The 23511-nt window shown below is 42.8% G+C and carries 19 protein-coding genes; 11 read left to right on the plus strand and 8 right to left on the minus strand.

What is annotated here, in order from left to right; all coding sequences use genetic code 11:
* The 3 genes from leuS to QZZ43_RS14540 form a co-directional block, all read left to right on the plus strand.
* A partial coding sequence (gene leuS, locus QZZ43_RS14530) for a leucine--tRNA ligase (RefSeq protein ID WP_291860888.1) occupies positions 1–2242 on the plus strand: 2242 nt, incomplete at its 5' end.
* A gap of 293 nt (positions 2243–2535) precedes the next feature.
* Positions 2536–3441, plus strand: a complete 906-nt coding sequence (locus QZZ43_RS14535) for a YitT family protein (protein WP_291860891.1) — start codon at positions 2536–2538, stop codon at positions 3439–3441.
* 512 nt (positions 3442–3953) lie between these two features.
* Positions 3954–5273 (plus strand): peptidoglycan DD-metalloendopeptidase family protein, encoded by a 1320-nt coding sequence (locus tag QZZ43_RS14540; RefSeq protein ID WP_291860893.1) that lies wholly within the window; start codon positions 3954–3956, stop codon positions 5271–5273.
* Here the strand turns inward: QZZ43_RS14540 and QZZ43_RS14545 are convergent.
* Entirely contained in the window at positions 5245–5814 is a 570-nt protein-coding gene (locus QZZ43_RS14545) for a phosphoribosylglycinamide formyltransferase (protein ID WP_291860896.1), read from the minus strand. The two genes, QZZ43_RS14540 and QZZ43_RS14545, sit on opposite strands and share 29 nt — an antisense overlap.
* Positions 5815–5987: 173 nt before the next feature.
* Between QZZ43_RS14545 and QZZ43_RS14550 the strand changes: the two genes are divergently transcribed.
* From QZZ43_RS14550 to QZZ43_RS14570, 5 genes are all read left to right on the plus strand, one after another.
* The gene (locus tag QZZ43_RS14550; RefSeq protein WP_010421658.1) at positions 5988–6224 is read left to right on the plus strand and encodes an acyl carrier protein; all 237 of its coding nucleotides are present in this window, start codon (positions 5988–5990) and stop codon (positions 6222–6224) included.
* Between the two features lie 37 nt (positions 6225–6261).
* Positions 6262–7512 carry a beta-ketoacyl-ACP synthase II gene (gene fabF, locus QZZ43_RS14555; RefSeq protein ID WP_291860906.1) on the plus strand — a complete coding sequence of 417 codons (1251 nt, stop codon included), beginning with the start codon at positions 6262–6264 and terminating at the stop codon, positions 7510–7512.
* Between the two features lie 3 nt (positions 7513–7515).
* A complete protein-coding gene (gene rnc / locus QZZ43_RS14560) occupies positions 7516–8289 on the plus strand; it encodes a ribonuclease III (RefSeq protein WP_291860908.1) in 774 nt (257 codons plus the stop codon).
* Between the two features lie 73 nt (positions 8290–8362).
* Positions 8363–9964 carry a sensor histidine kinase KdpD gene (locus QZZ43_RS14565; protein WP_291860911.1) on the plus strand — a complete coding sequence of 534 codons (1602 nt, stop codon included), beginning with the start codon at positions 8363–8365 and terminating at the stop codon, positions 9962–9964.
* Positions 9937–10620, plus strand: coding sequence for a response regulator transcription factor (locus QZZ43_RS14570; RefSeq protein ID WP_291860914.1), 684 nt, complete (start codon positions 9937–9939; stop codon positions 10618–10620). The genes QZZ43_RS14565 and QZZ43_RS14570 overlap by 28 nt, the downstream gene beginning before the upstream one ends.
* Before the next feature lie 156 nt (positions 10621–10776).
* Here QZZ43_RS14570 and lepA read toward each other — a convergent pair whose 3' ends face one another.
* Positions 10777–12564, minus strand: coding sequence for a translation elongation factor 4 (lepA, locus tag QZZ43_RS14575; RefSeq protein WP_291860917.1), 1788 nt, complete (start codon positions 12562–12564; stop codon positions 10777–10779).
* A gap of 725 nt (positions 12565–13289) precedes the next feature.
* Here lepA and QZZ43_RS14580 point away from each other — a divergent pair.
* Complete coding sequence (locus QZZ43_RS14580) at positions 13290–14249, plus strand: GDP-mannose 4,6-dehydratase (protein ID WP_291860921.1); 960 nt, start codon at positions 13290–13292, stop codon at positions 14247–14249.
* Between the two features lie 415 nt (positions 14250–14664).
* On the opposite strand, the gene groL is transcribed toward QZZ43_RS14580, so the two are convergent.
* From groL to QZZ43_RS14610, 6 genes are all read right to left on the minus strand, one after another.
* Entirely contained in the window at positions 14665–16302 is a 1638-nt protein-coding gene (gene groL / locus QZZ43_RS14585; protein ID WP_291860924.1) for a chaperonin GroEL, read from the minus strand.
* 76 nt (positions 16303–16378) lie between these two features.
* Positions 16379–16657: a co-chaperone GroES gene (gene groES / locus QZZ43_RS14590; RefSeq protein WP_367221609.1), complete on the minus strand. Its 279-nt coding sequence runs from the start codon at positions 16655–16657 to the stop codon at positions 16379–16381.
* A gap of 300 nt (positions 16658–16957) precedes the next feature.
* Positions 16958–17311 (minus strand): preprotein translocase subunit SecG, encoded by a 354-nt coding sequence (gene secG / locus QZZ43_RS14595; RefSeq protein WP_291860927.1) that lies wholly within the window; start codon positions 17309–17311, stop codon positions 16958–16960.
* Between the two features lie 11 nt (positions 17312–17322).
* Positions 17323–18372, minus strand: a complete 1050-nt coding sequence (locus tag QZZ43_RS14600) for a tetratricopeptide repeat protein (RefSeq protein WP_291860930.1) — start codon at positions 18370–18372, stop codon at positions 17323–17325.
* A gap of 11 nt (positions 18373–18383) precedes the next feature.
* Positions 18384–18905: an LptE family protein gene (locus tag QZZ43_RS14605; protein ID WP_291860933.1), complete on the minus strand. Its 522-nt coding sequence runs from the start codon at positions 18903–18905 to the stop codon at positions 18384–18386.
* Complete coding sequence (locus QZZ43_RS14610) at positions 18905–20179, minus strand: sigma-54-dependent Fis family transcriptional regulator (protein ID WP_291860936.1); 1275 nt, start codon at positions 20177–20179, stop codon at positions 18905–18907. Before QZZ43_RS14610 ends, QZZ43_RS14605 begins: the two co-directional genes overlap by 1 nt.
* Positions 20180–20349: 170 nt before the next feature.
* Between QZZ43_RS14610 and kdsB the strand changes: the two genes are divergently transcribed.
* Together kdsB and QZZ43_RS14620 are read left to right on the plus strand one after the other, a co-directional pair.
* Complete coding sequence (gene kdsB / locus QZZ43_RS14615; RefSeq protein ID WP_291860938.1) at positions 20350–21108, plus strand: 3-deoxy-manno-octulosonate cytidylyltransferase; 759 nt, start codon at positions 20350–20352, stop codon at positions 21106–21108.
* 276 nt (positions 21109–21384) lie between these two features.
* Positions 21385–23403, plus strand: a complete 2019-nt coding sequence (locus QZZ43_RS14620) for an alpha amylase C-terminal domain-containing protein (protein WP_291860940.1) — start codon at positions 21385–21387, stop codon at positions 23401–23403.
* Positions 23404–23511: the final 108 nt, after the last annotated feature.

Raw genomic sequence — 23511 nt, forward strand, 5'->3', positions numbered from 1 at the left:
CGCAGAAGAGTGGAAAACATTGAGCGAAAAAAAGCAGCAGGAAACGTTACTTAATTACCGCATCGCTTATCTGGCCGACACCTTGGTGAACTGGTGCCCTGCGTTGGGAACCGTCCTGGCCAATGATGAAGTTAAAGAAGGTGTTTCATTACGTGGTGGGCATCCCGTTGAGCAAAAAGTGATGCGCCAGTGGGCACTTCGCGTATCTGCTTATGCGGAACGCTTGTTAAAAGGACTGGACAACATCGACTGGACAGAATCACTCAAAGAAATTCAGAAAAACTGGATTGGCCGTTCGGAAGGTGCTGAAATGGTCTTCCCTGTAAAAGATTCTAATGTTACAATGAAGATATTCACCACCCGTGCTGACACAGTTTTCGGAGTCACTTTTATGGTGCTGGCGCCCGAAAGCGAGTTGGTTGAACAGGTGGTTACCCCCGAACAAAAAGAAGAAGTAGCCAGGTATATTACTGAAGCCAAAAAGCGCACCGAGCGGGAGCGAATGTCAGAAGTAAAAAAGATGACCGGTGCTTTTACCGGCGCTTATGCCATCAATCCATTAACTAAGGAAGAAGTTCCTGTATGGGTCAGCGATTACGTATTGGCAGGATACGGAACCGGAGCCATTATGGCTGTACCGGCTCACGACAGCCGCGACTTTGCCTTTGCACGCACGTTCGACCTGCCTGTAGTTCAGGTAGTGGTTCCGCATGGCGAAGAACCTGCTGACACCAGCAAATGGAACGATTCCATCGATTCAAAAGAAGGTTACCTGATCAACTCAGGATTCATTAACGGCCTCAACGTACCCGAAGCCATCGAAAAAACCAAAGTATATACAAAAGAAAAGGGCATTGGCGAAGTTAAAGTCAACTACCGTTTGCGCGATGCCATATTTAGCCGTCAGCGCTATTGGGGCGAACCCTTTCCTGTATATTACAAAGACGGTATGCCCTACACGCTTGACGAGTCGAAGTTGCCGCTGGAGTTGCCCGATGTAGATAAATATCTTCCCACAGAGCAGGGAGAGCCTCCTTTGGGCCGGGCCAAAAACTGGAAAACTAAAGAAGGTTATCCGCTTGAACTGAATACCATGCCCGGATTTGCAGGCTCATCAGCTTATTATTTGCGCTATATGGATCCGCAAAACACCAAAATGCTTGTCAGTCCCGAGGCAAACAACTACTGGCAGGATGTGGATCTGTACATCGGAGGAACTGAACATGCAACAGGTCACCTCATTTACAGCCGGTTCTGGAATAAATTCCTGTTCGATCTGGGAGAAATTTGCAAAGATGAACCTTTCCGCAAACTGGTGAACCAGGGTATGATTCAGGGACGTTCCAACTTTGTTTACAGAATCAAGGGAAGCAACAAGTTTGTTTCGTACAACCTTATAAAAGATTACGATGTTACGCCAATTCATGTCGATGTGAACATTGTTCAGAATGATACTCTGGATATTGAAGCTTTCAAAAACTGGAACCCTGAATACAAAAATGCCGAATTTATCCTTGAAGAGGGCGAAAAGTATGTGTGTGGATGGGCAGTGGAGAAGATGTCGAAATCGATGTTTAATGTGGTCAACCCCGACGACATCATTGAGCATTACGGCGCCGACACACTTCGTCTGTACGAAATGTTTCTGGGCCCACTGGAGCAGTCCAAACCCTGGGACACCAACGGAATTGACGGAGTTCACAAATTTCTCAGAAAAATCTGGCGTTTGTTCACGGACCGGGATGGGAACCTTGCAGTAACTAACGAAGAGCCATCCAAAGACGAATTAAAAGCACTGCATCGCACCATTGTTAAGATTTCGGATGACATCGAACGTTTCTCGTTCAATACCTGTGTGAGTGCATTCATGATTTGCGTCAATGACCTAAGCGACCTTAAATGCCATAAAAAAGCTATTTTGGAACCCTTGTCGGTGTTATTGACACCCTTTGCACCCCACATGGCTGAAGAGTTATGGCACCTGATGGGGCACACCACCTCTATTGTTGATGCCCAATGGCCCAAAGCTGAAGAAAAGTTTCTCAAGGATGACAGCGTGATTTATCCGGTGTCATTCAACGGAAAAATGCGTTTCAAACTTGAGATGTCGGCAGACGCCACTAAGGAAGAAATTGAAAAAACTGCCCTGGCTCACGAGATAGCAGCGAAATGGACTGAGGGAAAAACCGTTCGCAAAGTAATTGTTGTCCCCGGAAAAATAATTAATATTGTTGTAGGATAAGAAAAGAACTGTTTTCTTATCATTTAAAATCACAAGAGTTTAATTCGTCCCCGTGGAGGCAAACCTGAATAACCCGGGGTAAACAGGGCAAATGAATTGGTTCCCGAAGGGAGGCCAGCTGTTAAGTATTTGATTTTTATTTGTTATGAAAATTTCTCATCCAACAGGGAAACGAACGAAGCAAACTCTTCAATACTTAAATTATTAACCCGCCAATAATAATTTCCTAAACCATAAAAAGTTGCTCCGGGCAAGGAAGCCCTTTTCCGGAAGCATTCTTTTTTAATTGTAATATGAAGCGAGACTACCTCTGGAGAGAAATAAAATCCTATTTAATAATCACCGCCGGGCTGGCAATGGGGGCCATTGGGTGGACCGGTTTTATCATCCCCAGCGAAATTGTGGGAGGAGGACTGACAGGTATCTCAAGTATCCTGTTCTTCCTATTCGACATTGATGTGGGAATGAGCAGTCTGATAATCAACGTTGGCTTATTGTTGCTGGCCATAAAAACCATCGGAGCCTCCTTTGGAATAAAGTCTGTTTACAGTGTCGTAGTCTTTGCAGGGTTTCTTTCATTTTTCAGCAACGTGTTTACCGAACCACTGGTATCTGAACGGATGATGGCAGCAGTTTCGGGCGGCATCATGAGTGGAATCGGCGGCGGATTAATATTTTCTAACGGCGGAAGTGCAGGAGGAACCGACATCATCGCCCGAATCATCAATAAATACAACAATATCAGCATGGGCCGGTTGTTGTTGTCCATGGATGCCATAATTATTTTATCAGCCTATCCCATTTTTGGCTCCATCGAAACAATGGTTTATGGTTTTATGACAATGGCCGTTATAGCCTACACGGTGGATTTGGTGATATCGGGTAATACACAAACAGTTCAGTTCTTTATTTTTTCCAGAAAACACAAAGAATTAGCAGAGCAAATTATCTATACGGGAAAGAAAGGATTGACCATTATTCCTGCAGTTGGCGGTTACACGGGTGAAGAGATAAAAGTACTGATGGTTTTTGCCCGCAAAAAGGAATCCTCCATCCTGTTTCGCATTATCAAAAGTGTGGATCCCGAGGCTTTTATAACCATGGGTAATGTGATGGGGATTTTTGGAGAGGGATACGACCGATTAAAAATCAGAGAAAAAAGAAAGAAACCAATCAGTGAAATTGAAGCAGAGTTGTAATAACCCTTCTTTCAGGCTATCATAGTCTGTCAGAAAAACCCTGAAGCAGAGATAATGCGCCACAAAAACTTTATTATGAGCAAGTTGCAATACGACCGCCCGGTTTTGGAATGAATTAATCATCACTTATTTGTAAAAACCTAACGGAATTTTGAGCATGTGTAGCATAAGAAAATGGCATTGTAGCAAAGCTGACCTGGATTTATAAGACCAGTGAAACTTTTTGGTTATCGACTCTCTCTGGTGTCGGTTTTTGAGAACAGGATTGCTTCACTGCCTTGCCAATGCCGGGTCTTTACACACTTAATAAAACTTTCATTAAAAAGAAACGTTTAACAACTTATCAGGCACAATTTTTGGATCTTGACAGTCGGAATTAAAGGAAGTAGATTGCTTCCCTGAATGGTTTCGGATGCATCCACACCAACTGCAACACCAGCAATAAAAATGAAGTAATCTAAACCTGACTACATTAACTTCCCGGTTAACAGGGTTAAAAAATTTATTCTTCAATGCAAAAAAAATACATCGTCGGAATTATTATTCTTGTCCTCCTGACATTCTCAACACTATGGTGCTATCGCCATTTCAGTGGCCTGCAGACTCCGGATCCATCGGGTTTGCCCGACAGCCTGGACATGGTAGTTATGCCACCGCCCTCTCCTCCTGAAACCCTTTATGGAATCGAAAAGGATTCTTTCATCATAGAATCAGGACACATACAATATGCTCAAAATCTGGCATCTCTCCTTTCTTCCTACGATGTAGAATATTCAATCATCCACAATCTGGCCATTGCATCGAAAGAAATATTTGATGTCAGAAGAATGAAAACAGGAAATAAATACACCGTTTTCTCTACAAAACAGGACTCCATTAAGACCCCGGAGTGGTTCGTTTATGAAATTGACCCCATCGAGTATCTGGTGATGTCGCTAAAGGGGGATACTCTGGTTTACAGGGACGAGAAAGAGGTCATTTCGAAAAGAAAAACCACAACCGGGGTCATCGAATCGTCTTTATGGAATACCATCAACGATAATAATCTCAACCCCAACTTGGCATTTGACCTCTCAGATATTTTTGCCTGGACAGTGGATTTTTTCGGCATTGAGAAAGGCGATCACTTCACAGTCATTTATGATGAAGAATACGTAGACAGTGTTTCCATCGGAATCGGAGAAGTTCACGCAGCCTATTTCAATCATCGAAAAGAACCTTACTACGCCTTCCGCTATGAGCAAGACAGCATTATGAGTTTTTTCGATGAAGAAGGTGCCAGTTTACGAAAAGCCTTTTTAAAAGCCCCGCTTAAGTTTTCCAGAATAAGCAGCCGTTTTAGCAACAGCAGGCTGCATCCGGTATTGAAAATTCGCCGTCCCCACCGTGGAATAGACTATGCAGCACCAACAGGAACGCCCGTTTATGCACTGGGAGATGGCCGGATAACCCACAGAAAATGGGACACCAAAGGAGGTGGCAATTACATCAAAATTAAACACAACAGCATCTATACTACTGTTTACATGCACCTTTCAGGCTTTGCAAAAGGCATCAAAAAAGGAATATTAGTGACCCAGGGCCAGCTAATTGGCTATGTGGGAAGAACCGGACTGGCTACCGGACCTCACCTTGACTTCAGAGTTTACAAAAACGGTCGGCCAATGGATCCCCTCAAGATGGAAGCACCGCCGGTAGAGCCCATTCATGAAGAAAAGATGGAAAAATATTTACAATACATCCAACCATGGAAGGAAGAACTGGACAGCCTGACAACGGGTTATATGCAAGCGAAAAAGGAGCCTATTGATTCTCTAAAAGTTGTTTTATGATGCGCGGGTAATGCTCATACTCCAACTCATGAACTTTGGCAGCCAGTGTTTCAGGAGTATCTTGCGCTTCAACCGGACATTTTCCCTGAAAGATAATATTGCCATCATCGTATTTTTCGTTCACGTAATGAATGGTAATACCAGATTCTTTTTCCCCATTATCAATAACTGCCTGATGAACCCGGTCACCAAACATCCCTTTCCCCCCATAATGAGGGAGTAGAGCCGGATGAATATTTACAATGCGATTGGGAAATGCTTTAATCAATTTTTCAGGGATCAACCATAGAAAACCGGCCAAAACTATCAGATCAGGCGAAATCTCAGAAAGTTGATTCAGCACCTCATCTGACTCAAAAAGCATCTTGCGATCGAACACAAAAGTTCTTATATTAAGCTTTTTAGCCCGGTTAAGCACCCCTGCATTCGAACGATTGGAGAAAATATACGAAACTTCCATATTAGGTATGTTCCGAAAAAAAAGTGCAATATTTTCCGCGTTGGTACCTGACCCCGAAGCAAAAAGAACAATATTCTTCATTATCAAATTTTTATCTTGTAAAAAATTAGTATTTTTGCCCTTTCAAAATTAGAAAAAAGAGTCCTGAAAACTAATTTCCTTCAAGGAATATTTGATTTATTTTAGGCAAATCTTTTTCTTTGCACAGTTGTTTTAAAACCAAATTTTCAATTATTAACTAAAAATTTAAAGCTATGTCAGACATTGCATCAAGAGTTAAGGCAATTATTGTAGACAAGTTGGGCGTTGACGAAACAGAAGTCACTAACGAAGCCAGTTTCACCAACGACCTCGGTGCTGACTCTCTTGACACTGTAGAGCTGATCATGGAATTCGAAAAAGAATTCAACATCGCAATTCCTGATGATCAGGCAGAAAACATCGGTACAGTGGGTGACGCCATTGCTTACATTGAAGAAAATGCAAAGTAATTAGTCAAAAAAGTAGAGTTATACTTTAAAAGCAGTTATGGAGTTAAAAAGAGTAGTAGTTACAGGGATGGGCGCCATTACCCCGATTGGGAAAACCATCGATGAGTATTGGAACAACCTGGTTCAAGGAGTAAGTGGTGCTGCACCCATTACTCGATTTGACGCCACCCAATTTAAAACACAATTTGCTTGCGAGGTTAAAGACTACAAAGCAACCGATTACTTCGATCGTAAAGAGGCAAGAAAAATGGATATGTTTGCTCAGTTTGCAGTAATTGCGGCTGAGCAGGCATACCAGGATGCCGGTATTGACCTCCAGACCATAGACCAGGATATGGCAGGCGTCATCTGGGGGGCAGGTATTGGTGGCATCATCACCTTCCTCGACGAAACCCGTGGATTCGTTAAAAACAACGAAGTTCCCCGTTTTAATCCTTTCTTTATTCCGAAAATGATCTCTGACATTGCAGCAGGTCATATTTCAATGAAGTATGGATTTCGGGGTCCCAACTACGGAACGGTATCGGCTTGTGCCTCAGCATCGCATGCCATTGGCAGCGCTTTTGATCTCATTCGCCTGGGGAAAGCAGAAATGTTTATTACAGGTGGTTCAGAAGCTGCAATCAATGAAGCTGGTGTAGGTGGTTTTAATGCCATGCAGGCAATTTCGACACGTAACGATGACCCGACCACTGCCTCACGTCCGTTTGATAAAGGCCGGGACGGCTTTGTTATGGGTGAAGGCGCTGGTGCCCTGGTAATAGAAGAATACGAACATGCGGTAAAACGCGGTGCCAAAATCTATTGCGAATTGGTTGGTAGCGGTATGACTGCCGATGCCCACCACATCACAGCTCCTCATCCAGAAGGGAAAGGCGCTCAGAGAGTAATGGAAAATGCACTTAAAGATGGTAATATCAAACTCGAAGAGGTTGATTACATCAATGTTCATGGTACATCCACCCCATTGGGAGACATCGCTGAACCATTAGCCATTCAAAGGCTTTTTGGAGATCACGCGTATAAGCTGAATATCAGCGCCACTAAATCGATGACCGGGCACCTTCTGGGAGCTACCGGAGCTATTGAAGCCATTGCATCGATTCTGGCTATTAAAAACAGTATTATTCCTCCGACCATTAATCAATTTGAGTTAGATCCTGAGATTGATTCAAAACTCAATCTGACGCCCAATAAAGCACAGAAGAGAGAAGTAAAAGTGGCCATGTCGAACACATTCGGCTTTGGAGGTCACAATGCATGTGTGGTATTCAAAGCATTAGATTAGGCTGTGTTTATACCACTTTTCAAATCTATAAAACTTTTTTCCCGCCAGGGAAGGAAGTTTTATAGATTTATAAATTCAATCACCGGAATCCGTCCGGGAAAAACTGAACTTTACCGCCAGGCTTTGGTTCATAAATCCGTTCTTAGACGGAAGACCTCCTATGAACCGTACAATAACGAACGGCTTGAATATCTTGGAGATGCAATCCTTGGGGCTATTGTAGCCCAGGAACTTTACACACTCTTCCCCAGTGAAGACGAAGGTTTCCTGACAAAAACCCGTTCACGTATCGTGAGTCGCGTCAACCTCAACCAAATAGCTTTGAGTATGGGCTTAAACCGTTGGATTAAGTTTCATCCACCCGGCGATATTTCTCAAACCCATATTTTGGGCGATGCGCTTGAAGCCATTATTGGAGCCGTATTTTTAGACAAGGGATATGGCAGTGCCAGGAAATTTGTAAGAAACCGTATCCTTACCCGATATTTGGATCTGCAACAGATTGTTGAAAACGACACAAATTTTAAGTCTATCCTTATTGAATGGGGACAAAAGAACAAATGCCCCGTGCAATTTATTACCGAAGAATACCCCGCCCCAAAAGAAAACGGCCCGTTTTTTATAGCTAAAGTCATTATTCAAAATCAGGTTTCGGGACAGGGAACAGGAAATTCTAAAAAAGAAGCAGAACAAAAAGCGGCCAACGAAGCACTTGAAAATGTGGAAACCCGGGACCTCTTCGATGAGGATTATTCAAATTCTGAAAACCTTTATTAACTGAAAATCAATACATAGAGTTAATTAATGTTAATCAAAAGGAAAATCCCAAACAACCCGTTATTTTTGTAATATGAGTAGGAGATTCATTTATGTATTAACCGTCATTATTGCGTTTACACTTTCGGGGCTGATTTACATCCAAACCCTTTGGATAAAGAATGCCACCAAAATCAAGGAAGAGCATTTCGATCAAACCGTGAGGCAAACCATGGATCAAGTAATATCGCGACTTGAAATTAATGAAACTTCACGGCTGGGAGCCAAACTAAGACTCAATCCTACCAATAAACTACCTGAAAACCTGAGAAAAGAAAACAAGTACTTTTCCGGAAAAAGAAACAACCTCCAGTCCGAAGAAATACCGCAACTGGACATCACTTTCGATTTTTTCGTCCAGGGCTCAAAAATGGATACTGAGCTTTCGACCTATAAGAAGGATTCACTGGTTTTCTCTTACAGGGAAACGACACCACTAATTTACAATAATTCAGAAGCAGCCGATCCTCTTGCCACAGCTTTCAATAATATTCAGATTCATTTTCGCAACAAAATGGAGGAACAACGAAGGCGCCTGCTTAAAGATCTCTTTGATGATGTTCCCATAAGTCAGCGCATAGATCGCGAATTGGTAGATGCATTCCTGGTAAAAGAATTCGAGGAACGGGGGATAAAACTCCCCTATGAGTTTTCTATTGTAGACTCGCGTGGAAACCGGGTGGCTTCCACAACAGGCTTCGATGAAAATGAGGCAAATGTATTTTACCAGAAATACCTATTTCCCAACGACCTGCATCCCAAAGCCAACCATATCCAACTCTATTTTCCGCAACGGCCCAATTACATCATGGATTCCATGGGAATGGTATTGCCCAGCGCCGTATTCACACTCATCATGGTTTTGGCTTCTATCCTTACAATTGTTATTATTGTTAAGCAAAAACGATTGGATGAAATCAAAAACGATTTCATCAATAACATGACCCATGAATTTAAGACACCCATATCCACTATCTCATTGGCATCACAAATGTTAAAAGATGCTTCAATCGCCAAAAGCCCTGGTAGTCTGAAACATATATCAAGTGTCATACAGGACGAAAGCAAAAGACTTGGATTTCAGGTTGAAAAAGTCCTGCAAATGGCTATCTTTGAAAAAGGAAGTGGCAGTTTAAAGATTAAGAAAGTTAACATTAACGAACTGATTGCAACTGTAACCAATAATTTTAAACTGAAAGTAGAAAACAAAGACGGTCAGATTTTAGAAAAACTGGATGCAAAAAATCCAACAGCTTATGTGGATGAAGTCCATTTCACCAATGTCATTCACAATTTACTGGACAATGCGCTAAAATACAGGCGTGGAAAACCCATATTTCATGTAAAAACATGGAACCGTCCCAAAGGAGGCATTGTAATATCGATACAAGATAACGGATTGGGTATTTCAAAAGAGAATTTAAAACGTATCTTTGAAAAGTTTTACCGGGTACCCACCGGAAATATACACAACGTGAAGGGTTTTGGTCTTGGTCTGGCCTATGTTAAAAAAATTGTAGAAGACCATGGCGGCACCATAAACGTTGAGAGTGAACTGAATTCAGGCACTAAATTTGAAATATTTTTACCTTTTAAAAGTACCAAGGAATGGAAAAAGAATATAAAATTCTCCTGACCGAAGACGATGAGAACTTAGGTATGCTGCTTCGTGAATATCTCGAGGCCAAAGGCTATGAAACCGATCTCATGCCGGATGGCGAGCAGGGTTACGACGCATTCATGAACAAAAAATACGATGTTTGTATTTTTGATGTGATGATGCCTAAAAAAGATGGCTTTACGCTGGCCAAGGAAATCAGAATGGTCAACACCGATGTACCCATCATCTTCCTCACTGCAAAATCAATGAAAGAAGACATCTTTCAGGGATTTAAAATTGGTGCTGACGATTACATCGCCAAGCCCTTCAGTATGGAAGAGCTTTTGTTCCGCATCGAAGCAATTCTTCGTCGTACCAAAGGCGGATTGGCCAACCAGGAAGTATTCCAGCTCGGAAAATTCAAGTTCGATACTCAAAAACAGCAATTAATCGATGGTGACAAAGTTGTAAAACTGACCACCAAAGAATCGGAATTGCTGAAGTTGCTTTGCAATAACGCCAATAAAGTGCTGGAGCGTAATTTTGCATTGAAAACCATCTGGGTGGACGACAATTACTTCAACGCCCGAAGCATGGACGTTTACATCACCAAGCTGAGAAAACACCTCAAGGATGAGCCTGCCGTTGAAATTATCAACGTTCACGGCAAAGGATACAAACTGGTTCTTTAAAGTCTTCTCTGGTCGGGATATTTCAAAAAATCACCGGTTCGGTACACTTCGTGTATTACGGACCGGGAATTTTTGTTGTAGCCCGGTTTTAAATATTCATCATAAAAAAAACCGACTTGATAACAGGCCGGTTTTTTTTTTTTCAATATGATTTTTTTAATCCAGTTTCAATATTGACAAGAAAGCTTTTTGTGGAACTTCAACGTTTCCAACCTGCTTCATACGTTTTTTACCCTTCTTCTGTTTCTCCAGAAGTTTACGTTTTCGACTGATGTCTCCTCCATAACACTTGGCTGTAACATCTTTTCTAAGCGCTTTTACAGTCTCCCGAGCAATAATTTTCGCGCCAATAGCAGCCTGAATAGCCACATCAAATTGCTGGCGGGGAATTAATTCTTTCAGTTTTTCACACAATCGGCGGCCAAAAGGATAGGCATTATCGACGTGAGTCAACGTGGAAAGAGCATCCACCGGTTCACCATTCAATAAAATATCGAGGCGAACCAATTTGGAAGTGCGGTATCCGGTAGTGTGATAATCAAAAGAAGCATATCCCTTGGAAATACTTTTCAGCTTATCGTAGAAATCGAAAACGATCTCAGCAAGCGGCATATCATAACTCAGTTCCACACGGCCGGCAGTAATATAATGCTGATTGACCATCTCTCCACGTTTGCCAAGGCACAAACCCATAACAGGGCCAATATAATCAGCATGAGTAATTATCTGAGCTCTGATAAACGGTTCCTCCACATGATCAATCAAAGTAGGTTCAGGAAGGCCTGATGGATTATGAACTTCAACAATCTCTCCTTGCCTTGTATGAACCTTGTAAGGCACGTTAGGAACAGTGGTTATAACATCCATATCAAATTCCCGGTCCAGTCGCTCCTGGACAATCTCCATGTGGAGCATCCCCAGAAAACCGCAACGAAATCCAAATCCCAAAGCCACAGAGGATTCAGGCTGAAAGGTAAGAGAGGCGTCATTCAGCTGCAGTTTCTCAATTGCAGTACGAAGATCCTCATAATCCTCCGTATCGATGGGATAAAGCCCGGCAAACACCATGGGCTTCACCTCCTCAAAACCAGAAATCGCTTTATCACAAGGACGAGCAACATGGGTAATGGTATCCCCCACTTTCACCTCCTTACTGGTTTTAATTCCGGAAATTATATACCCCACATCTCCTGTCTTCAGAACTTTGTGGGGAATCATTCCCAGTTTCAGAACACCAATCTCATCTGCTTCATATTGTTTTCCGGTATTAAAGAACTTAACTTTATCGCCTTTTCTGATTTCTCCGTTTACCACTTTGAAATAAGCGATAATGCCTCTAAAACTATTAAATACTGAGTCGAAAATCAGTGCCTGCAGAGGGGCCTTTGGATCGCCGACAGGTGGGGCAATACGTTCAACAATGGCCTCAAGAATCTCTTCAGAGCCCATGCCTGTTTTTCCGCTGGCCCGAATAATTTCACTCCTTTCGCAACCAATTAAATCAATAATTTGATCTTCTACTTCCTCGGGCATTGCACTGTCCATATCCATTTTATTGAGAACAGGAATAATCGTCAGATCATGATCCACGGCCTGATAAAGATTACTAATAGTCTGGGCCTGAATACCCTGAGTGGCATCTACGATTAGCAAAGCACCTTCGCAGGCAGCGATTGACCGGGAAACTTCATAAGAAAAATCCACGTGTCCGGGCGTATCAATCAGATTTAACGTGTAAACTTTATCAGCTTTGGGGTATTGCATCTGGATGGCATGACTTTTTATCGTAATGCCACGCTCCCGCTCCAAATCCATGCTGTCCAGCGTCTGCTCAAGCAAATCCCTGTCCGAAACAGTTTTGGTTCGCTCCAGCAATCTGTCTGCCAACGTACTCTTACCATGATCGATATGGGCAATAATGCAAAAGTTCCTAATGTGATCCATATATGAAAAACTATTTTTCTATAATCCTATCGAAAGCACTCTGCTTTCCACTCAAAGATAGCTATTACTAAGAAAAATGACTATCTCGGTTTCAGGCTGCAAAGATATTCAAATATTATCGCATAACCACAAATAAAACAATATGGTTGGGAAGTCTCCATGATAGCCCCTAAAAAACCTCACAAGGGAAACATTAAGGAGGAGACGGGAAACAAAAAATGGAAGAAAAAGAAGACCAGTCGCGGGGGCAAATGGCAGTAGTTTTCAGGTGTGGCGGACTCTGATCCGCCACTTTTATCCGCAGAGTTAAAGCTGGTTTGCGAGGAAAGCAAACGACTAAAAAACATACAAGCAACCCTTTTTCAATCGATTGTAATTCAATAGTCCGATAAAAAAAGCTTTAACGCAGAGACGCCATGACGCGAAGTTTTTATTATAAGAGAGTTGTACCCCTCTCATCTGGATTTAAAATGGATTAATTATCATCTGCTTGTAATTACAATGTGATAACAACAGGAAGATAAATCAGAGGTTAAGTGGTCAGCTCATACTTAACCTCAATCTCAGCCTCAATTTCAGTTTTAACCTAAATCTCAATCTACTTTTTAACATCGAAATTCGATTACTCACCAAAGATTTATAGCCGTTGAAAAAATAAAACCGTCCTTCCCCTTGAAATTGGCAATAAATTGGGTTAAAATAGCAGGTTTGAAAACCAGAGAACTATGTATAAAATTATTGTTACCGGTTGTGCCGGGTTTATAGGATCACACCTAACCGAAGAATTGCTGAAAAAAGGTCATCAGGTTACCGGAATTGACAATTTCGACCCTTTTTACGACCCGGAAATAAAACGCTCCAATCTATCAGGGTTTATTAACCACCCATCATTTTCCTTTTTTGAAACCGATCTGACAGATGAGGAAGCAACCGACAAGATCTTTTCCAAAGGTGCGGACATTGTTATTCACCTTGCCGGGAAAGCCGGGGTTAGGCCAAGTATTCAGGACCCTCAAAGCTATATTGAGAACAACATAACCACCACCAGAGTGATTCTGAGTGCCATGGAGAAGTACCACATCAAAAAAATGGCTTTTGCCAGTTCTTCATCAGTTTACGGAAACAATTCGCAAACACCCTGGCACGAAAAACTGAATGTGGACAATCCGATTTCGCCCTATGCTTTCTCAAAAAAATCATGCGAATTACTCAACCATACGTGGCATCATCTCTACAACCTGGATGTCATCAACATGCGTTTCTTCACTGTTTACGGCCCTCGTCAACGCCCAGACCTTGCCATACACAAGTTTACAAAAATGATGTTTGAAGGCACGCCGCTTACCCTGTTTGGCGATGGCTCTACCTCACGTGATTATACATTTATCAGTGACACGGTGTCTGGCATTTGCAGTGCGGCAGATTACCTGATGACCAATAACAATGTATTTGAAACCATTAATCTAGGAAACAATCATCCTATTTCGTTGAACAATCTGGTGGAAAAAATCACGGAGGCCACCGGCACCCAACCAAAAATTGAACGATTCCCCATGCAGCCGGGCGATGTGGATATTACCTACGCAGACATCAGTAAAGCACAAAAACTTTTAGGTTACCAACCACAAGTGAAACTTGAGGACGGACTAAAAGCTTTTGTCGATTGGTATAAAATAGATCGGTAGAGATTAGATGAATTGTATCCCGAAGCCCGGGAATTGATTTCCTGAATTTCACCACAAACAGCCAATAGCAAAAAAATTGATTCACATCTCCTTGAAAAAAACCAACAGACTCATGGGCTAGCATTCCCCAGCCTAAAAACTCAGTGGTTATTCGAGTTTGCCCCCTTCGGGGACGGGACAATTCTGTCAAAAATACATTATCCCCAGAATTTTTGGCGTAGCCACTCCCAACGACATACAAACATAAGATTTTAAGGGTTGAGGGGGGGTGGGTATTCCCAAGACACAGTTCATTGCGGGTGAAACGAAGCAATCTTGCCTCTCAATTTAAGTTTCCTCAGCCAATCAATGAAAACAAAAAAGGGTGCCGCAAAGCACCCTTTTTGTTTATTTGACAGACAGTAGCCTGCTATGATTACATCATGCCCGGCATGCCACCACCCATTCCGGGATTAGGCATATGAGCAGACTCATCTTCTTTCTCTTCAACCAAGACACACTCTGTAGTCAGGAACATTCCGGCGATAGAAGCGGCATTTTCCAGAGCCACACGGGTAACTTTGGCGGGATCAATCACTCCTGATTCAAAGAAATCCTGGTACTCATCAATGCGCGCATTATAGCCAAAAGCATCTTTGCCTTCTTTTACCTTCTGTACAACGACAGCACCTTCTTTACCGGCGTTGGCCACAATCTGACGCAAAGGCTCCTCAATAGCACGCTTCACAATCTCCACACCCGTAGTCTGATCATCATTCTCACCCTTCAATTTTTCCAGGTCAGCAATGGCGCGAATATAAGCCACACCACCACCAGGAACAATGCCTTCTTCAACGGCTGCACGGGTAGCACTTAAAGCATCATCCACGCGGTCCTTCTTCTCTTTCATTTCCACTTCGGAAGCAGCACCCACATAAAGAACTGCAACACCACCAGCCAGTTTGGCCAGACGCTCCTGAAGCTTCTCTTTGTCATAGTCGGAAGTAGTGTTGGCAATCTGTGCTTTGATTTGCTGAGCTCTCTGATTGATAGCATCCTTATCACCAAGACCATTCACAACGGTTGTATTTTCTTTATCAATGGTAACCTTTTCTGCTTGTCCAAGCATCTCAATGGTTGCATTTTCAAGTTTCAGACCGGTCTCTTCCGAGATAACGGTTCCACCTGTTAATACTGCGATGTCCTGAAGCATTTCCTTACGACGGTCGCCAAAACCGGGAGCTTTCACAGCAGCCACTTTCAACGAACCTCTCAAACGGTTTACCACCAGGGTAGCCAGAGCTTCACCGTCCACATCTTCAGAGATAATCAACAAAGGACGCCCCGACTGAGCAGTTTGCTCCAGCACAGGCAAAAGGTCCTTCATGGTGCTGATTTTCTTGTCGTGGATCAAAATGTAAGGATTATCCAACTCAGCCTGCATTTTCTCGGTATTGGTCACAAAATAAGGAGAGATGTAACCACGATCAAACTGCATACCTTCCACAACCTCAACAGTTGTTTCAATACCTTTGGCCTCTTCTACGGTGATAACACCTTCGTGCCCCACTTTTTCCATGGCTTCAGCAATCAGGCGACCAATTTCCTGGTCGTTGTTAGCCGAAATACGGGCAACCTGCTCAATTTTGCTATTGTCTTCACCAACCACTCTGGCCTGCTTGCGAATATTTTCAACCACCTTTGCAACAGCGAGGTCTATTCCACGTTTCAGTTCCATTGGGTTAGCACCTGCCGTCACGTTTTTCAATCCTACCTTAACGATAGACTGCGCCAAAACAGTTGCAGTAGTAGTACCATCACCGGCATCATCACCGGTTTTAGAAGCCACTTCTTTCACCATCTGAGCACCCAGGTTGGCATAAGACTCAGAAAGGTCAATTTCTTTGGCAACTGTTACACCATCCTTGGTTATCTGAGGTGCTCCGTATTTTTTATCAATAACAACATTACGACCTCTGGGGCCGAGTGTTACTTTTACAGCATTTGCAAGCTGATCGATTCCTTTCTGGAGTCTTTCGCGGGCATCAATATCAAATTTAATTTCTTTAGCCATATTCTTAAAATTTTTAATGTTTTGATTTCTGTCTGTCTACTCATGCGCTTCAATAACGCACAAATCAGTTGCAGTGTTAAGCAATGTAAAGAATGTCGGATTGTGAGATGAGCAAATAATCCTCACCGTCGATATTTAGTTCAGTTCCGGCGTACTTTCCGTACAGCACCACATCACCGGGCTTTACTTCCATAGGCTCGTCTTTTTTATCTGCTCCTGTCAGTACAATTTCGCCTTTCAGAGGCTTCTCTTTTGCTGAGTCAGGAATGATAATTCCGCTTGAAGTTTTTTCTTCGGCTGCCTGTGGTTTTACCAAAACCTTACCGGCAAGAATTTTACCTTTCAATGTTGACATTTTTATTTTATTTAGACGTTAAACAATTTGATTATTCTGCTGGCTCTTATTCACAAACTATGCCAAAGCCCGGATGGTTACTCCGGGACAAAAAAAACAGACATTTTTACATTGTACAACAACCCTGCTTGTGCCCTTTTTCCGGGAAACCTCTCCAACGTCTCTATTTGAGCACCACAATACAAACAGACCAGACACTGCATTTCAGCCACTTAGAACTAACCTTTCTATTCAAAAAAAGAGCAAAAAAAAGAGTGTCAGCAAATGCTGACACTCTGTCATTTTTTTCTAAATTACTTCTTACAAGCTATCGCCGGCAGTTTCATCGGTTGTAGTTTCTTCACCACCAATACCAAAATCCGGTAATTCCTGAGAAGGAACATTCATATTTTGAAGTTCTTCATCAATTGCAGCGCCTGATTGCATCTGACCCCGCGGCAATACCATAACGGAAACAAAAGCGAGAATCAACAGACTACCGGCTAATGTCCAGGTAGCCTTTTCAAGGAAGTCGGCCGTTTTACGTACGCCCATGACCTGATTCGAGGCCGAAAAATTGGAGGCCAGACCACCACCTTTGGAATTCTGAACGAGTACAATCAAAACCAACAATATACTGACCAGAATCACCAAAACTGAAACAAACTGATACATATCTTTCTTAATTACTGATTATTAATAAGATCTTCCATCTCTTTTATACGACGTGCAAAGTAAACACTTTTTTCGGGATATTTCAAACGCAAACGCTCGAATATCTCAACCGCTTTCTGATATCTTTTTTGCTTAATATGAATATCGGCCAGTGTTTCTGTCATTAAATCATCACTTTCCAGAGCGCTTCTGGCAGAAAAATCTTCATTGGGTGTTGCATCAGGCCCCTGAGGTACAATTCGTTTCTGACTCCCCGCACTTTTTAGAAAATTATTAATCAGGTCCATCCCCCCCGGTTTTTTCTTCTCTTCGGGGGTATTTTTACTCTCTACATTAGACGAATCGGCTGATTGAAACTTCAACAAATCCAACCATTCAGAAAACGAATGGGCCTGGGAAAAATCAGTTGGTTCGGGAGCAACTTCTTTCTCCAGCGAATAAGCAGAAGAGATGGTCTCTTTCTCATAATCAAGCATTCCGGAGGAGGGCAACCCGGAATCTTCAGCTGCAGTCTCATCCTCCTCAGCCTCTGTCACCTCTTCATTTTCCCAGTTCTTTGACAGAGAAAAATCAACCCGCTTGCCCGCCAAAGTGGTAACCGAATCATCCACCTCAAAATAATTGGCATCAGCGCCCACAACCCCTTCAGAGCGAGCTTCTGAATCATCTGCTTCAGCCCGGTCATTATTTTCCTTCCAATCAGAGTTTTCCGTTGTCCCCCCGGTATCCCGGGTATCTTTTTCTTCCTGATGCGATGAAGTCTTTTGTGTCTGCTTTACAACTTCCTTCTGCGGAGTTTCAACTTGTTCAGGAATCGAAAGTGAAGAAAAGTCATCATTAACAAGAAAAAACAATTTAGACCGATCGGGGATAAATGCAGCAGAGAGTTTTAACTCATTGTTGTATCGAATATGGTCAAGTTGATGAAGATTTTTCACCCATAGCATACGGCCTGCCTGAAAAAATGGATATGTCTCAAGCGCCTCTTTCAGTGACTCAAGAGATTTTTCGTCCAGTTTTTCAGGATGGGATAAATAATCAATCAAACGCATACGGGCCATAGGAAGAATTTTTACCAGTCGGCGAAAGCTTTGTTAAAAATATTTTCAGTCAATTCTTCAACGATCTCATCGACTAATTCTCCTTCAATGACAGTAATATTCTGCTCACTGGGAAAATCACGATAAGCAGAAAACGAAGATTCCCAACTTTTCTCCGGATCTTTAAAATTCTCATATCGCACATTAATTCGCACAGTCAGCCGCGTTTCGGTAGAAATTGCATCTGCCTGAATGGCCAGCGGTTCTGTATCGTAACCGGTTATTTCACCTGAGAAATCAACATCACCGGTTCCATCGGCCAACGTGAGTCTGGATCCGTTAATAATCCGATCTTTAAGACCTTCTGTAAAAGTCTGACTCAAAACTGGATTAACATAGGCCGCACGATTCTCAAACAGCTGAACCGATGCTGTATTTACATTCTCAGGGATGGAGGCACCATCAAAAGTCATCTGAATAGTACACCCTTGAATCCAGAGCAACAACATCATTAAAAAAGGCGCCAACGTTATTTTCAATATTCTACTTTTCATTATCCGTCAATGTTATGTTCTTTTATTTTTCTATAGAGGGTACGTTCCGATATCCCCAGCTCCCTGGCAGCGTTCTTTCTCTTTCCTCCGTGCTTTTCCAGCGCTTTCTGAATCAGTTCCACCTCTTTGTCTTCAAGCGAAAGCGACTCTTCGATAAATTCCTCGGTATCTTCAATATGATGAGTTTCCGGAGCTGCAGATTGATGACTGCCGCCTTTAAAAGGCACCATAGCTCCTTTATTGATTAAAGGCGCTGCCTGATGGAGGTCTTCACCTGATTCATGATAGAGATTCTGAATAATTTCAGCATTTTCCCCTTTCAGACTCACATCATTGCCATGTTGCATGATCTCCAGCACCAATTTTTTAAGGTCGTTCATATCGCGCTTCATGTCAAAGAGCACTTTATAGAGAATTTCTCTTTCGTTCGAGAAATCGGCTCCCTGTGAGGATCCTTTGTTTCCAACAACAGCAGGAAGGTTATCGCCCGAATGATAGGGCAAATATTTTTCCATGTCGCGGGCAGTCAACACACGTTCTTTCTCAATAATGGAAATCTGCTCGGTAATATTTTTCAGCTGCCTGATATTTCCTGGCCAACGATAGCGTTCCAGCATATCACGGGCACCCTCATCAAGCTTTACAGACGGCATTCGGTAGCGATCGGCAAAATCGGAAGCAAACTTGCGGAACAAAAGGAAAATATCCTCCACCCGGTCGCGCAAAGGAGGAATGGTGATAGGCACGGAATTGAGACGATAAAACAAATCCTCTCTGAACTGACCCTCCTGAATTGCTTTTTCCAGATTTACATTGGTGGCGGCAACTACCCGCACATTTGTTTTCAGAATTCTGGAGGAGCCTACACGCATAAACTCACCGGTTTCCAGAATACGAAGTAAACGGACCTGTGTGGCAAGCGGTAACTCACCAATCTCGTCCAAAAATATAGTTCCTTCATTGGCCTCCTCGAAATAACCTTTCCTGTCGGAATAAGCCCCTGTGAAAGCGCCCTTTTCATGACCAAACAACTCCGAATCAATAGTGCCTTCCGGAATGGCTCCACAGTTCACCGCCACATAAGCCCCATGCTTACGAACACTATACTGATGAATAATTTGGGGGAAAGATTCCTTTCCGGTACCACTTTCTCCAGTAATCAGCACCGACAAATCGGTAGGCGCTACCTGAACGGCAACATTAATAGCCCTGGTAAGCGCTTCTGAGTTACCTATAATTCCAAACCTTTGCTTGATTTGCTGAATATTGACCATATTAAACTGCTATTTTTTCAGTTCCAACTGACAAAGTTACAATTCTTCATCTGTTTTTCCATTTGCAAACTTCCGAAAATAGAAATTCTGCAAACAAAATAGTAATTTTACCTGCGTTCTGATTCATTAAAATTATTATCGTCCGGAAAAACTTATTAATAAAACACATAATGAAAAAAAGCGATATTCTAGGAATAATTCCGGCAAGATATGCCTCCACCAGATTTCCCGGAAAACCTTTGGCAGATATCGGGGGAACAACCATGATTCAAAGGGTATATGAGCAGACATCAAAAGTCTTGCCCAACGTGGTGGTGGCCACCGACGACCAGAGAATCTACAACGCGGTAAAAGCATTCAACGGAAACGTGGTCATGACATCCGACCAACACCAAAGCGGAACAGACCGATGCACTGAGGCGCTTGACTTGGTGGAAGAAGGAAGCCAACAGACTTTCAAGGTAGTTATCAATATCCAGGGAGATGAACCATTTATTCAGCCCGAACAAATTGAAAAGCTCACCTCCTGCTTTTACATTACCGACACCGAAATTGCAACCCTTGTAAAACCACTGACAAGTGAAGGGGAGTTATTTGACCCCAACAAACCCAAGGTAGTTCTCAACAAAAACTCGCAGGCCCTCTATTTCAGCCGGTCTCCTATTCCCTATCTGAGAAACATGCCCAAAGAAGAATGGCATAAAAACCATCAATACTTCATTCACATAGGGCTCTATGCCTACCGAACCGATGTGTTGCGCGAAATAACTCTGCTGGAACAGGGGTTACTGGAAAAAGCGGAATCGCTGGAACAATTGCGCTGGATTGAGAATGGCTACGTCATTTCCACACGAAAAACCGAATTTGAAAGTTGGTCTGTCGATACCCCGGAAGACATCTTAAGGCTAAAAGAAAACGGTATCTTTTAAGACACTGCTAAAGTTTTAGATTTTTGGAATCGTCGGCGTCCGGTCAAAAGCTTGAGATGGATCCACTGCGTTTGCAATGACGTGGCATTAAAGCTTATTGAGGGATGAAGGGCTCATTGCGAACAAGACGAAGCAATCTCTTTTCAAGAAATAAGTTTCTCCGGACAATAATGATTTGGCTTAAACATTCCAAAACAAAATATAAACAATTTCTAACCCTTTTCATCCTCCCCTTTTCCGCACAAATATATTATATTGCAAGATAAAGCAAGGATTATGAAAAAAATACCCTTAATTGATAAAGACGGTTGGCTTACCCCATACCAGGGAGCCATTGAAACCACAATGACAGCATACAACGACATCCTTGAAGAGTTTGTTGATTTGCACGACGGAATCATCAACTTCTCGGGAAATCATCTCTTCTTTGGGCTCCACCCCTACAGTGAAGGATGGGTTTTTCGCGAATGGGCCCCCAATGCATCGGACATATACCTCATCGGCGATTTTTGTGACTGGAAACCCAATGACACTTACCGTCTTCAGCAAAGAGACCATGGTATATGGGAAATATTCCTTCCGCCCAATACCCTCAAACACGGCGATAATTACAAACTTTTCTTAGAATGGGAGTTTGGTTCAGGCTTTCGCATTCCTGCATACGCCAGAAGAGTTGTTCAAGACCCCCAAACGCTTTTGTTCAGTGCACAGGTTTGGCAGCCGGACACATCTTTTGAATGGAAAGACAAAAAATTTCATCCAAAATTTAAACACCCCCTCATTTACGAAGCTCATGTGGGCATGGCTCAGGAAGATGAAAAAGTCGGGACGTACCGGGAGTTTACTGAGAATGTTCTTCCACGGATTAAAGAAGCGGGTTACAATGTAATACAGCTGATGGCGGTGCAGGAACATCCATACTATGGTAGTTTCGGTTATCATGTCTCCAATTTTTTTGCCCCCAGCAGCCGTTTTGGCACCCCGGAGGAGTTGCGAACACTGGTAAACCGGGCTCACGAAATGGGCATGGCAGTGATAATGGATATTGTGCATTCTCACGCAGTAAAAAATGAAGAGGAAGGTCTCAGCCGTTTCGATGGCACTCTGGATCAGTACTTCTACCCCGGAGCGCGGGGGTTTCATACGGCCTGGGATTCAAGATGTTTCGATTATGGAAAGAGAGAGGTTGTGGCATTTCTGCTTTCGAACTGTCGATATTGGATAGAAGAGTTTCATTTCGACGGATTTCGGTTCGACGGTGTTACCAGTATGCTATACACGCATCACGGACTGGAAAAAGCATTTACCAACTACAACGATTATTTCGACGGAAGCCAGGACAGAAATGCACTGGTTTACCTGATGCTGGCCAACCACCTCATCCACCAGATCAAGCCCAACGCCATTTCCATCGCTGAGGAGATGAGTGGTTTTCCCGGCGTGGGAGCCCTTCCTGAAGAAGGTGGTTTGGGATTCAATTTCAGACTGTCCATGGGTGTACCTGATTTTTGGATCAAACTTATCAAAGACCAACCGGATGAAACCTGGAACATGACCTCCATTTTTCATGAACTCACTCAGCATCGCCCCGAAGAAAGAACCATTTCCTACGCCGAATCGCACGACCAGGCCCTTGTGGGAGATAAAACCCTCATTTTTCGTCTGGCAGATAAGGATATGTATGATTTTATGAGCAAAGAGACGCCCAACCTGATTATCGATCGGGCCGTTTCCCTCCACAAACTCGTTAGATTGGTTACACTTACCACTGCCAATGGCGGTTACCTGAACTTTATGGGAAATGAATTTGGGCATCCGGAGTGGATTGATTTTCCAAGAGAAGGGAATAACTGGTCCTACAAATATGCTAGACGTCAGTGGAGGCTGGCTGATGACAAAAAACTGAAATACCAATGGCTGGACGCTTTTGACAAAAGTATGATTAGGGTGGTTAACCAGGAGAAAATACTGGATCCATTACCTGTTTATCTTAATCTGGCCAACGAAAACGATAAAATCCTGGTTTTTAATCGTGGAGATTTTCTGATGGTATTTAATTTTCACCCATCGGCCTCATTCCCGGACTATGGAGTGCCTGTTGCTCCCGGAAAATATAAAATACTGCTCAATTCCGACGCCCCGGATTTTGGTGGTTTCGACCGGATAGACCAGAGCCTTTTATACTATACAGAACCGGTTGGTGGAAATCCCAAAAACGGACATCAGCTCAAACTTTACCTTCCAAATCGTACAGGACTGATATTAAAAAAAATCCCTACGCCCAGGATATACTGATGGAATAAACGGAGCTGAAAAACTGAAGGCTCCAAAAAGGAAATTAAAACTCTGGGCCGTCCTTTGACGAAAGCAAAACCACGAAAAACCCTGACAGGGGATGAACTC

It is taken from the genome of Marinilabilia sp. (assembly GCF_016278715.1).
GTDB lineage: Bacteria > Bacteroidota > Bacteroidia > Bacteroidales > Marinilabiliaceae > Marinilabilia.

Coding starts and splice junctions, on each gene's coding strand:
- groES (WP_367221609.1), bottom strand. CDS start 16,657: ATGTCAACATTGAAAGGTAAAATTCTTGCCGGTAAGGTTTTGGTAAAA.
- QZZ43_RS14550 (WP_010421658.1), top strand. CDS start 5,988: ATGTCAGACATTGCATCAAGAGTTAAGGCAATTATTGTAGACAAGTTG.
- QZZ43_RS14600 (WP_291860930.1), bottom strand. CDS start 18,372: ATGGCCCGTATGCGTTTGATTGATTATTTATCCCATCCTGAAAAACTG.
- QZZ43_RS14570 (WP_291860914.1), top strand. CDS start 9,937: ATGGAAAAAGAATATAAAATTCTCCTGACCGAAGACGATGAGAACTTA.
- secG (WP_291860927.1), bottom strand. CDS start 17,311: ATGTATCAGTTTGTTTCAGTTTTGGTGATTCTGGTCAGTATATTGTTG.
- QZZ43_RS14580 (WP_291860921.1), top strand. CDS start 13,290: ATGTATAAAATTATTGTTACCGGTTGTGCCGGGTTTATAGGATCACAC.
- QZZ43_RS14535 (WP_291860891.1), top strand. CDS start 2,536: ATGAAGCGAGACTACCTCTGGAGAGAAATAAAATCCTATTTAATAATC.
- QZZ43_RS14545 (WP_291860896.1), bottom strand. CDS start 5,814: ATGAAGAATATTGTTCTTTTTGCTTCGGGGTCAGGTACCAACGCGGAA.
- QZZ43_RS14565 (WP_291860911.1), top strand. CDS start 8,363: ATGAGTAGGAGATTCATTTATGTATTAACCGTCATTATTGCGTTTACA.
- QZZ43_RS14620 (WP_291860940.1), top strand. CDS start 21,385: ATGAAAAAAATACCCTTAATTGATAAAGACGGTTGGCTTACCCCATAC.
- QZZ43_RS14605 (WP_291860933.1), bottom strand. CDS start 18,905: ATGAAAAGTAGAATATTGAAAATAACGTTGGCGCCTTTTTTAATGATG.
- groL (WP_291860924.1), bottom strand. CDS start 16,302: ATGGCTAAAGAAATTAAATTTGATATTGATGCCCGCGAAAGACTCCAG.
- fabF (WP_291860906.1), top strand. CDS start 6,262: ATGGAGTTAAAAAGAGTAGTAGTTACAGGGATGGGCGCCATTACCCCG.
- lepA (WP_291860917.1), bottom strand. CDS start 12,564: ATGGATCACATTAGGAACTTTTGCATTATTGCCCATATCGATCATGGT.
- kdsB (WP_291860938.1), top strand. CDS start 20,350: ATGAAAAAAAGCGATATTCTAGGAATAATTCCGGCAAGATATGCCTCC.
- QZZ43_RS14610 (WP_291860936.1), bottom strand. CDS start 20,179: ATGGTCAATATTCAGCAAATCAAGCAAAGGTTTGGAATTATAGGTAAC.
- QZZ43_RS14540 (WP_291860893.1), top strand. CDS start 3,954: ATGCAAAAAAAATACATCGTCGGAATTATTATTCTTGTCCTCCTGACA.